This window comes from Akkermansiaceae bacterium (assembly GCA_017798145.1).
Lineage (GTDB): Bacteria > Verrucomicrobiota > Verrucomicrobiia > Verrucomicrobiales > Akkermansiaceae > Luteolibacter.
The window spans coordinates 332260-344199 of sequence record CP059069.1 but is presented as its reverse complement, the minus strand read 5'-3'; the positions used below and the strand labels follow the sequence as shown (position 1 = coordinate 344199).

The window sequence follows — 11940 nt, the reverse complement described above, 5'->3', positions numbered from 1 at the left end:
GGCTGAACGCCGATTCATTGGCCGTCATGAGTTGAGCCCCGGATGTTCCGGCTACGGGAATCACTTGATCTCCCAGGTATAAGGAGCCTTGGAGATCATCTCGTTGCCGCCAGGGGTGATGTGGATCATGTCCTCGATGCGGCAGCCGCCCAGCCCCTTGTAATAGAGCCCCGGCTCGATCGTGACGACCATGCCTGCCTTGAATTTCCAGTCCGCTCCATGGCGCATGAAGGGGGGCTCGTGCACCTCAAGCCCGATGCCGTGGCCGAGGCCGTGGAAAAAGCCCTCCGGCTCCGCCGTGTCGCGTACGGACTTGTAACCTTCCTTTGCGAAAAAATCCTGCACCGCGTCCTGCACCTTGCCACCGATGGCACCGGGCTTGGACAGCGCGATGCCAAGCTCGTGTGCTTTCTTCACGGTGCGGACGAGTTTCTTCTGCGCGTCGCTGGCCTTGCCCTTGAGGAAAGTCCGCGTCATGTCACCCCAATAACCGTCCTCGGGGCGGCGCGGGAAAATGTCCACCACGATGAGTTCATTGGGACGGATCGGCCCGGAGCCGGCATTGTGGCAATCGCAGGCCTGGTCGCCGCCTGCGGCGATGGTGTGGAGCGCAATGGCATCCTTTTCCAAGGCGGCCAGGCTGATGAGTTCGCGCAAGCGTTCCGAGGTCAGAACCCTGCCCTGATGGATGAGCGTGTCGCCCTTGATGATCGATTCTGCAAGAGCCTTTCTGACAGCGCGGAAGCCGGCGGCGCTGGCCTCGTTGCCCTTGCGCAGCGCCTCGACTTCGGGGGCGGATTTCACAACACGCTCGGGAAAAAGCCCGCCGTCCATGTCTGGCGAGATTTTCAGTCCGGCATCCGCAAGCTGGAAGGCAAGCCCGGCGGGAAAGCGCGGGCTCACGCGGAACTCACCGATCCCGTAGGCCTCAGCAAGATGGCGGACAAGCTGCACATCATCCGGTTTTTTCCCTTCGGCCAACTTGAAGCGCTTGGCTGCGGCCTTCTGGATTTCCGGGAGAAGGAGCACCTCGTCGAAGTCTGACTCGCCCTTCATGCGGCCGTATTCCATGCTGCTGGAAAGGCCGATCTTTTTCCCACCATACGAAAAGGCAAGATATGGATCGAATGCGCTGAAGCGGCTGAAATACAGCATGTCTGGATCCGATGCATCCGCGTGGAAGAGGATGGAGGGCGCTTTGCCACTGGGTTTCTTGCGTGCGGTGGTCTTGGCTTTGGACATGTAATGCTTGTTCTTTGAAATCTATGGAAACTTTTGTCGAGAGCGACACCGGCGCCTTCGGGGACGAGACTCTATCAGGTGCCAACCCAAGGCAAGAAAAAGCCAAATCCCCGGACAATAACGCATCACAGGCAGCCGCCCGCACCCGGATACCAAGCCGGAAGCGCAGTGGCCTCCTGCGCGAAGGCTCCCAGGATTTCCTCCGGCACGTAGCTGCGGTGGACGATGACGGTATAGACATGCTCGTCAAACCAAGGGTCGTAGATCGTCCACCATCCTTTTGCCCCCTTTTCCCCGCCCCAGCTGTTCTCCACCAGCCACTTGACCGGGCGGCCCTGAGGATCAAGATCGACGCCCATCAGGGTCATCGCATGGTTGGAGGCCATGGAATGGAAGCGCGCCCTGTCCGCCTTTCCCAGCGACAGGTCCAGGCCGAATAGGCTTTCATAATCGTAGAGCTTATCGTGCATGATGCCGAGCTTGTCCGATTGGTCGAAGCCCATGTTCACCGCGAACCACATCGGCTCGTCCGCCTTGATCGAGGCAATCGCGATGGCTTTCATCTGATCCATCCCGATGTTGACGAAGTCCATGTCGCGGTTGCCGACTATGTTGTTCGCGCCCTGGAATTCGTAGTGCCCGCCCGGTGTGCACTTCGGGTCGTGGTACAGGCAGACATAGCCGTCCAGCGGGCGGCCGACAAACCTGTCGAAGAACGACTTCGGGGTGAAGCGCTCCGTTTCCGAAAGATCCCTCTCCTCCACGCCTTCCACGCGGTCCTTGCCGGGATTGCATTCCTTTTTGAAGCGCCAGCCGAACTCGACGGGAGGCTGGCCGAGATTGATGACCAGGAATCGGTAAACCTCCCGCAGCGCGTCCGCCTTCATGGAGCGCAGCTCAGCTTCTGTTGCGCCATCGGCATGGCGGCGAAGGATGCGGACAGACCTTGAGCGGACTAGCCTGCCGAAGACCTCGTTGAGCACCGCGGTGTTGGAGCTGCCGTGGGTCTCCGGCATCGCGGATTGGGGGACGACACCGTATTTCCTTATCAGTCCGGCAACATAGTTCCACCAACCGCCGTCCTCTAGCGTGCCGCGGTTCATCGTATCCCATTCCCGGTCCGTGAAATCGCTGCCGCGCCTGGCGATGACCGCCTCGATGTAGAGGTTCGCCCGCTCCATCTTGTCCCAGAACTGGAGGTAGGCGGCGGAAAACTCGAATTCGGCCACTCGCAGGTCGCGTATCACCCTCGGGCGCAGGGTGTTGAGCGCGGCGAACATCCAGCAGCGGCCTGAGCTTTTCTGGTGGGTGATGCCCTTCGTCCGGATGCGGTGGCTGAAGTGCCCGTCATCCCCGCGGAGTATCTCCCTGTTGAGCGCGAGCGAATTGATGTCGCCGCCCGAAACCGCGTTGTGGCGCGCACGGTCCGCCGCATCCATCCGGTAGCCCTCCCGGAGGGAATCGATGAAAGCGGGGCTGATCTCCACGGGCGCGGCGGCTGCCGTCTCCCGTTCAACGATGTGTGTTTCTCGATGTGGCATGTTTTTTCCCTGGTGCAAAAATCCCGCAAACCTGTGCGCAGGAGAATGAACAGCGGTTCGGAGCGTTCAATGCCCATCTTCTCCGACAGGGTTTTCGGAAGCGCGGATTAGCGGGAAACCTTCGCCAATTTCCGGCAGTCCGACCTTGCCCAGTGGAATGGGGGCGTCATGATGCCCCCGCAACATGGGTCATCATCCCGCACAACCCCTGATATGAAGGAAAAGGAAAAATCACCAAGGCGCCGTGTCGCCATCACGCTGGACATGGATTGGGGCTTCCGGCGCCACCAGGACACCTATGCGGGCTGCCATGCCTATGCCGAGGAGGCGGGCTGGGACTGCTTCATCCACCCCGCGCCCGAGCGCATCCTCAAAGCCAAGGGCGGAGCCAACGCCTTCGACGGCATCATCGCAAGGGCGGGCACCGTGCTGGCCGAGGCCGCGATGGATTCCGGCGTGCCCATCGTCAATGTCTGGATGAACTCGCCCGTGAAAAACATACCGAACGTATTCCCCGATACCCGAGCATCGGGCAAGCTCGCCGCCGAGCACCTGCTGGGCCGAGGTTTCAGGAATTTCGGTTTCCTGGGATTCCAGAGGGATGTTGACACAGGGAACCAGTGGCTGGGCTTCAGCGATGCGATCCGCAAGGAGGGAATGGGCTGCACCCAGCTCCGGTGCTCCCGGGCGAACCTGGAAGGAACCGCACCGGCATGGGAGCCGTTCATCTCGCGCCTCGAGGCATGGATCGATTCCTGGAAAACCCCCATAGGGATCTTCGTGACCCAGGATCTCTATTGCCGTTATCTCATCGATGTATGCCGTGCGAAGGGGCTCTACGTCTCCCAGGATGTCGCCATCGTCGGTTGCGGCAACGAGGCCATCATCTGCGAGGCTCCGGCACCGACGCTGACAAGCATCGACATCAGCTACTCAAGGGTCGGCTATCTGGCCGCCAAGCTCCTGGACGACCTGATGGCGGGCGGCAAAGCACCCGGGAAGCCCATCCTCGTCGCCCCCTCGGAGCTGGTGCCGCGCCAATCGACCGATGTCTTCGCGGCGAGCGATCCCATGGTCAGCCGCGCACTTCGCTTCATCGCGGAAAACAGCCACGAGCGCATCGAGGTGAAGGAAGTCGTCTGCGCCGTCGCCACCAACCGCCGCTCGCTGGAGCGCCGGTTCCGCGAATCGATAGGCAGGACCATCGCGGACGAGATCACCCGCCTGCGCCTGGAACGGGCGAAAAGACGCATCGTGGAAACGGACGCCCCCCTCAAATACATCGCCACGGACGCGGGCTTCCGCAACGCCGACCACTTCTACAAGGTCTTCACCCGCGTGGAGGGCATCACCCCGAGCCGGTTCCGCGAGGAGCGGCAGAAGATGCTCCCGGAGGCCTGAGCGCCCGGGCGGGATCTAGCGGAAGCGCTTTTCCAATTCCTCCGCCGTGAACGAGGTCGCGCGATCCTCCAGCCCCTTGCGCACACCGGAGATGGCCTCAGGGTTCACGGCATCCCTGCCGTTGTCCCAGGCGAAGCGGACGAAGGTGGCGATATCCGCGAGATGCTTGTCGGTGATGGCTGTGTTGAGCTTGAAGCCGGGCATCTCCGAGGGCGGGTTATAGAGTTTCCCGGCCACTCTCACCGGCCCCTGCATGCCCTGCAGCAGGATCGCGGCGAGCCGCGCCGGCGAGCCCGTGACCCACTCGGATCCGGCAAGCGGCGGCCCGATCTGCTCCATGCCCGTGCCGTCCGCACCGTGGCAGGCCATGCAGTTGGCAACGTAGAGTTCCTCGCCTCGCCTGAACGCATCGAGGTGCGCCTTGTCCCGCGGCAATTTGTAAGCCGCCGCCGAGGTCTTGGGGCGCAGGCATTCCGTCAGGTGCTCCATGAATTTCGCGTCCTTGAAATCCTTGCCGAGGATCTCCTGGAAACGACCCTCCCTTCCGGCCAGGCCGTTGATCGCCGCCTCACGGAAAAAGGGCTGATCGATGTTTCCGGTGAGGATTTCCTTCAGAAGCAGCAACGGCTCATCACCGGGAAATTTCCCGAGGCTTGCGGCAAGCTGCCTGCGGACGACAAGCTCCGGGCGGGTGCCAAGGCTTTGGATCAAGGGAAACACCTTATGCCTATCCGCTTCCGTAAGGTTTTCGGAAAGCCGGACCGCCATCTCCAGCACATGCTCATCCTCGGAGCGCAACGCCGCGGCGATCGCCTCGGCGTTCACCGCATCCAGGCCCTCAAGCGCCCACAGCGCATGGATCCTTCCCAGCGGCTCCGACGACTGCCCGGCCATCCTGTTGAGGGCGGGGATCACGCTGGCATCGCCGCTGTCGATGATGAGCTGCTGCGCGGTGTCGCGGGTCCAGCCGTTCGCATCAGCGAGAAATGGGACAAGTTCCACCGCCTTTTTCCCCAGCATCTTCGGCACCTCGCCGAGCGGCCTGCCCTTGGCCTTGATCCGGTAGATGCGCCCGAGCTGCGGATCGCTCTCCAGGTTCCTGTGGGCGATGTGCTCGCGCAGGTAGGGCGTCAGGTAGGCCTTGTGCTGGACGATCCCGTGGTAGAGATCCACGGCAAAGAGCGTGCCGTCCGGCGCGTTGGAAAGGTTCACCGGGCGGAAGCGCTCATCGGTCGATGCAAGGAACTCCCTATCCACCAGCGGCAGGCTGCCGCTGAGCAGCCCGTCCTTTTCCGCAACCTTGATCACCCGAACGAGGTTCGCCGCCGGCTCGCAGAAAAACGCGGTGTCCCGCCACTCCGGCGGGAACTGGTCACCCCGATAGATCACCGGCCCGCAGGACGCCGTGGAGGCTTTCAGGTATCCTTTCTCATCGATGTCCCCTTCCCCGCCCCGGTTCACCCCGGGGGTGACGCGCGCCGGGAAAAGCTTCTCGCGGTAGGCGATGTTCGCCGCGTTCCCGAAAGGTTTCGGATGATTCGGGTTGCGGCGCAGCAGGTTGGGCAGGAGCTGGTCCGCCTTCATCCCGAACCAGTTCTCGTTGTAGGCGATGCGACCGTAATTTGTCTGCGAGATCCCCCACTGGCCCCGGAAATCGGTGGTGTCCTTCACCCACTTCCCGGCGATCTCCCGGTAGCGGGCGTCCGATTTCACGTTGTAGATCCAGTTGTCCAGCCCGCGCATCAGGCCGTTGGCTCGGTGCTCGACATTGCCCTTCCCCGCGTAGTCCGCATCGATGAGCGTCATTTTCCCGGCCTTGTCGCCCGCGTTTTCCACAAAGCTGAGGGCGTCGTGACCCGCGTAGAGGATGCCGTCCCCGTAAAAGGCGATGGAGCGCGGCTGGTTCAGGCCGTCCATGAAAACCTGGTAGTCCTCGAAAAAGCCATCCCCATCCGCATCCGTGAGGATCGAGATCCGGCCTATCGGCTCCTCCTCGCCATCCGCGTTCGCGTTCGGCATGTAGGCGCGCATTTCCACAACCCACATCCGCCCGTCCCCATCGAACTGGACTTGCAGCGGGTTGCCGATCTGCGGATCGCTCGCCGCGACTTCGATTTCAAAATCCCCGAGGAGTTCGAAGGATTTCAGCGCATCGCCCGGAGACAGCGCCGGGGCGGGCGGGATCTCATCGAACGGGATCACATAGGTGTAGCCCTTTTTCTGCGCGGATGCGGCGAGGCAGGGGATGATGGCAAGCGCAAGTATCCTGGGGATCATGGGAAGAAAGGTTCAGTCGAGTTCGAGCGGCTGGATCCACACATTGCGGAACTTCACCGGGTTGTTGTGCCCCTGCAGCTTGATCAGCCCCGGCTCCGGCCCCTCTTTCTTGCCGACACCGGTCTGCCTGGTGAGGGCGTAGTCGTCGTGGATCAGCACGCCGTTGTGATAGACCGTGATGCGCGCATCCTCGGTCTTCCTCTCCCCGTCGAAACGCGCCGCGCGGAAGGCGATGTCATAGGTCTGCCACTCCCCGGCCGGCTTGCTCACCAGCTTGTCGGGCTTCTTCTGCTTGTAGATGCTTCCGCAGAAGCTCGGCTTGAAATCCTGCTCCGCGATCCCGTGCGAATTGTGGATCTGGATCTCGTAGCGCTCCTGGATGTAGATCCCCGAGTTCCCGTTCCCCTCCTCAGTCTTAGCTCCCCCTTTGTCGTTCACGTTGAACTCCACGTGCATCCGGAAATCCCGGTACTTGTCCTTCGTCAGCAGGCTGTCCCACAGCGGCGTCGCCGTCAGCACCCCGTCCTTGAACTCCCACCTGTTCGGCCCCACCCCGTCCGGCACCAAGTCATAGCCCTTCTCCCCCACCAGCACCACCGCATCCGCCGGGCGCTCCGCCTTCGCAGGGACGATGATCCCCTTCGTCGTCGGCGCCGCATGGGAAAGGGCGACGCTTAGGAACGCGGGAAAAAGCAGGCACGGCGAAATACTCATGGCAGGGGAATCCCTAGCCCACCCCACGCCGGATCTCAAGCCTTCCCGGAAACAAGTTCACCGCACGCCGCCCCCACACGGCAGTTGCATCGAAACGCCCCTGCCGACGCACCACCCGTACGGCACCGCCCGTCATTTCTCTGCGGCCAAAAGCCCTACCATCTTATCGCCCATCGTTTTCCCGATGAGGTAGAGGGTCTCCCAGTTTCGCATCCAGTGGAAGTCCTGGCCGGAGGGCGATTCCTCGCGCGTTCTCTGGAAGTCCCGGGTCTCGACCCCGGCGACCGTGCCCTTGAACTCGGGATGTTTTTCCGGATCGGCGAGTGCGAGCTGGGCCTCCATGAGTTTCTCGACCTTGGCCTTGTAGCGGACCGGGATGTCCCATCCGCCCATGCCGGTGTTCGCGATTACGAAAGGGAGATCCGCGATGCCGAGATCTTTCCTGATGTCCTTGACGAAGTTTGTGAGGTTCGCCTCGTAGGCATCGACGGCGCCTTGATCGATGCGGTCGTTCCATCCCTGGTGCCAGCCGAACCCGACAATCTCGTAGCCCTTGCCATCGTAGTCCGGGAAATGCTTTTTCACGTCCCCTGTGATCTCCTTCACATGGCGAAGGACTTCGGCGTAATGAAAGCCCATGTCGCCGTCCTTTTCCGGCTTCGGGTAATCCGCGGAGCTTGGGGAGAGGAAATTATGCTTCAAGGAGCGCCCGCCCCAGGCGGATTTGATGAGCAGGACGGGATCCTCGTAGTGGTCTCCCATCACGAAGCCGAAGCCGTATTCCGGCCCGATGTGACCGCCGGCGGCACCGTAGCCTGTGGTGAGCCAACCCTTCTGTACGTTGGCGGCATCGGAGAGATTGACGATCCAGACATCGTCGCGGACGACCGGATTACCGGACTCATCGACGAGCTTGCCGTAGTCCTTGGGATTGGTTTTCAGGTAGGACTCCATGGTTCCGGGGCTGCCTTTCACCTGGCCGAAGCCGACCATGTTCGACTGGCCCGCGAGGATGAAGACCTTGAGCTTGCCGTTGGCCGGGACGGGCTTGGCATGGGCGTGAGGCAGCGCGAGGAGCGCGGCGAGGAAAATGAATGCATTCCATTTCGATAGGGTTCTCATGGTCTTATTCTTCAGGTGATTTTTCTGACAGGGCTTTTTTGACTGCGGCGGCAACTGCCTTCCCGAGCGCCTGCTGCTCTTCGGGTTTATAGAAATGCACATCGGTGGTTTTCCACCAATCGCCGAATACGAAGGCTTCGCTAACAAGTGAGTGGAGATCGTTGATGAGGATGTCGGGGTGGCGTTTCATCACCTCCAGCGCGGCCTCGTTGAACTCCTTCGCCGCACCCTTGCGCCGCGCATACCGGCCTTTCATATCCGTCTGCACCGGCGTGGTGCTGCACCAGATCAGCTTCGCTCCGGTCTTCCTCAGGATCGCGATCTCCTTTTCCAGGCTCTCTTTGTAAAGCTCCTTGGAGACGGCATAATCGCCGAAGCTGTCGCTGGCCTTGTCATAGGCCTGCTTGAGATCGTGGAGTCCGTGGTTGAACTGGATGATATCCCAGTGGCCGCCCTTGGCCTTGTAATTTCCGAGCCACAGCTCGGCATTTTCCACGCCGTGGACGCTGGTGAAGGAGTTCCCCTCGATGCGATGGTAGTTGGCGATGCCCTTGAGCGCTTCCTTCGCCGCCTCGTGGTAGTTCATGCTGATCGAGTCGCCGATGACGAGCACGCGCGGCAGCTTCGGATCGTCTGCGGGCGCGGTGGCGGCGTCGGGTGCGGCCGGCGCATTGGAGAGGCCAAGGCAGGCGGCGGCAAAGGCGGTGACGATGGAACGGTTCATTGCCTGTTCCCTCCCATGAGGGTTGCGGCGCGCTCCGCGAGACCGAGTATCGCGCCGGGATCATCCCATGCGCTGATCTCCGCGACTCCGGAAGCTCCCTTGATCGCATCCGGCTTGCTGATTCCCGGCGCGAGGGATTTCGCGGGCATGGTGTAGAGGAAAGGGAAATCATCCCCGCCGAAACGCTTCTTCCAGCTGTTCGCCAGCGCGCCCATCTGCTCGCCGAACACGGCGGCGTTCTCCGCCGATGCCAGATCCGGGCTGCTGATGAAAATGGCACCCTTGATGGTTGCCGGCTGGAAGGATTCCACCAGGACGTTGTGTGTCTGCGAGGCCTTGGTGGTGATCGAGGAGGCGAGCTGCGGATAGCTGCCCCACGGCACGCCGTCCGGCACGCGCTTGGTGGCGATCATTTCCGGCACATACTCCGCCCAATACTTTTTCCACTCCGCGATGTAGCGGCGGACGTTCGCATCGAAGAATTCGTTGCCGGGGCGGACTCCGGCCAGCTCCCTGTAATCGTCCATCAGGCTCGGCCCCATATCGAGGCAATCGGCTGCGATCCATTCCTTGAGCGGCGCGTCCGGCTCGCCCTTGTTCTTGCCAGTCTGCATGAAGATGATCCCGACCGGGCGATCCGCCCCGGAGGAAAGCTTCGCCCCGATCGCCGCGGCCGCCCCGGTGGCGTCCTCCCAGTAGGAGGCGAAGCGGTTGTCCGGCGCGGGCGTGGTCGAGGTTGCCACGCTGAAGCGGCGCGGACGCTCGAAGGAGGAGCCCTTGGCCTTTCTCGTCATCATGCGGACGATGCCGGAGGGCTTGCCGGGATCGGCGAATTTCGGCAAATCGGCGGGCGCCCCGACATACCATACATCGCCGATGACGATGCCGTTGGCGATGTGCTCGCGGGCGAGTTCGCCGTCGATGGTGAGGCTGACCTTGAGCGTCTTCGGCTCGGCGCTGGCCTTCATGGCCGGCAGGGTCACGCTCCACTCCCTCATGCCCGGTGTCACCGGGATGGTTTTCTCGGTTCCTGCGAAGCTGAAATGGATGAGCGCCTCGCCCTTGGCTTCATAGCCCCAGTCGTGGACGGCGGAGCCCCAGATGACCAGCGGCTTGTCGGCCTGCAAGACGGCGTTTTCCCGGAACTGCGTGCTGCAGATGGGCATCTTGCGGTATTCCTCCTTCAGCCCTCCCGCGTTCGGATCCGGCACGACCCCGGCGACCTTGATCGGGTTGTCCGGCCAGGTCTCGCTGGTGACGAGCTTGTTGTCGTATTGGATGAACGGTGTGGTCGGGAGCAAATGCTTGTTGTAAAGGTTGGGCTGGTTGCCGACACCGCCGGTGGCGTAGGAAACGCCGCGCGGGGATTTCACGGCGGGCGATGTGACGACGACCTTTTCGCCATCGATCCTCGCAGTGGCCGGATGCCAGACACGGTCTTCGCCGGCGAGGTGGAAAAGTTTCACCTGGGCCTCGCCATTGGGGATGACGGTCGGGATCGCGAGGCCGGACTTGCTGTTCGTCGCGGTTTCCGCGACTTGCAGGCCGTCCGCATTCTCCAGGGTAACGATCACCTTGTCGCCATCGGCCTCATAGGATTTGAACATCGGGCCATCGGCGGCGACATCCTTGCCGTATTGGTTTTTCAGGGCATGGAGCGCGAGGCGCTGGCCGGGCAGGGTCTTGTTGGCGTAGTGGATCGCGCCGGTGATGTCGATCTGGCTGGCCATGCCGGTGTGTGGGATATCGCGTGCCAGCCAGGTGCCCATGCGCATCTCGGCGGTGCTGCCTATGCTCGGGCTGAAATCCCATTCATTCTGGTTGGGGCAGTAGAACTGGTGGAAATACACCGGCAGCTCGGGCCGGCCCCATAGCTGGCGCCAGCCGCGTATCATGCTGTGGAGGTTGTTGTAGTAGACCAGCCCCTCTCCCATGTTCGCGTAGCCTTGGTTCCAGATGCAGCCCTTGATCGCGTAGGGGATCATCGGGTTGAGGCGGGCGTTGAAAAGCCAGGTCGCATCCCGGTTGCCTGACATGTTGCCAGGGGTCTTGGTGGATATGTCCTTCGCCGCCTTTCCGGCAGCCACCAGCTGCTTGTTCTCCGCAAGGGTACCCTCAATGCCTTGGTAGAATTTCTCCCATGCCGCCTTGTGCTCGGGGCTTGCGGGGTCGGTCTCGAGGATCTTTTGGTAAATCGCCTTGGTGTACTCGTCCTCGCCCTCCGCAAAGCCCTCGCGCGGGGTCCATGCCTGGATGGCGGTCTGGCTGAACGAGCAGTTCAGGATGCCGATGGGGACACCCAGTTCGCGGTGCAACCGGTAGGCGAAGGCGAACGCCACGGCGCTCATGTTCCCTGCATCGGAGATCCACTCGCCGGAGGCGTGCTCGATGGGATGCAGGGTGGCGAAGTAATCCGTGACCTTGCCCTCGCGGATCACCGGCGGTTTCTCCTCCCCGGCCTCCACACGTTCCGCGATCTGTTTCTGCAACACCTGGCCGACATCGCACTTCGAGGCGAGCCACTGCATGTTCGACTGGCCGGATGCCATCCAGACCTCGCCGACTAGGATGTCTTTCAGCGTGATCGCCGACCCGCCGCCTCCGGAAATCCTCATCTCGGCCGGCTCGGCACTCGCCTTGAGAGGATCGAGCGCAAGCATCCATTTGCCGTTTTCGCCCGCCGTGGCCTCCTTTTTCTGCCCGGCGAACTCCACTGTCACTTTCGCGCCCGGCTCCGACCATCCCCAGACGGGGACTTCCATCTCCCGCTGGAGAATCGCACCGTCGGCGAACGGGGTGCCGAGGGGGAGCAGCCGCCGTTCCGCGGCATGGGAGCATAGAGGGACCGAAAAGAGGGCGAGTGCGAAAACTGCGAATTTCATCATTGCTTGTGGTTTTTGGTATTCAAGACACGCGGGC

At 62.1% G+C, this 11940-nt stretch carries 8 protein-coding genes; 1 reads left to right on the top strand and 7 read right to left on the bottom strand.

Going from position 1 to position 11940, the window contains the following annotated elements; genetic code table 11:
- Positions 1-60 precede the first annotated feature (60 nt).
- Both HZ994_01525 and HZ994_01520 read right to left on the bottom strand, forming a co-directional pair.
- Positions 61-1242, bottom strand: coding sequence for an aminopeptidase P family protein (locus tag HZ994_01525; GenBank protein ID QTN31059.1), 1182 nt, complete (start codon positions 1240-1242; stop codon positions 61-63).
- A 125-nt stretch (positions 1243-1367) separates the two neighbouring features.
- On the bottom strand, positions 1368-2783 hold the full coding sequence (locus HZ994_01520) for a hypothetical protein (protein ID QTN31058.1): 1416 nt from the start codon (positions 2781-2783) through the stop codon (positions 1368-1370).
- A 213-nt stretch (positions 2784-2996) separates the two neighbouring features.
- Between HZ994_01520 and HZ994_01515 the strand changes: the two genes are divergently transcribed.
- A complete protein-coding gene (locus HZ994_01515) occupies positions 2997-4184 on the top strand; it encodes a substrate-binding domain-containing protein (protein QTN31057.1) in 1188 nt (395 codons plus the stop codon).
- A 15-nt stretch (positions 4185-4199) separates the two neighbouring features.
- On the opposite strand, the gene HZ994_01510 is transcribed toward HZ994_01515, so the two are convergent.
- The 5 genes from HZ994_01510 to HZ994_01490 form a co-directional block, all read right to left on the bottom strand.
- The gene (locus tag HZ994_01510; GenBank protein QTN31056.1) at positions 4200-6461 is read right to left on the bottom strand and encodes a c-type cytochrome; all 2262 of its coding nucleotides are present in this window, start codon (positions 6459-6461) and stop codon (positions 4200-4202) included.
- Between the two features lie 12 nt (positions 6462-6473).
- Positions 6474-7175, bottom strand: coding sequence for a DUF1080 domain-containing protein (locus HZ994_01505; GenBank protein ID QTN31055.1), 702 nt, complete (start codon positions 7173-7175; stop codon positions 6474-6476).
- A gap of 132 nt (positions 7176-7307) precedes the next feature.
- A complete protein-coding gene (locus HZ994_01500) occupies positions 7308-8297 on the bottom strand; it encodes a sialate O-acetylesterase (GenBank protein QTN31054.1) in 990 nt (329 codons plus the stop codon).
- A gap of 4 nt (positions 8298-8301) precedes the next feature.
- Positions 8302-9021 (bottom strand): SGNH/GDSL hydrolase family protein, encoded by a 720-nt coding sequence (locus tag HZ994_01495; protein ID QTN31053.1) that lies wholly within the window; start codon positions 9019-9021, stop codon positions 8302-8304.
- Positions 9018-11906: a hypothetical protein gene (locus HZ994_01490; GenBank protein QTN31052.1), complete on the bottom strand. Its 2889-nt coding sequence runs from the start codon at positions 11904-11906 to the stop codon at positions 9018-9020. Before HZ994_01490 ends, HZ994_01495 begins: the two co-directional genes overlap by 4 nt.
- Positions 11907-11940: the final 34 nt, after the last annotated feature.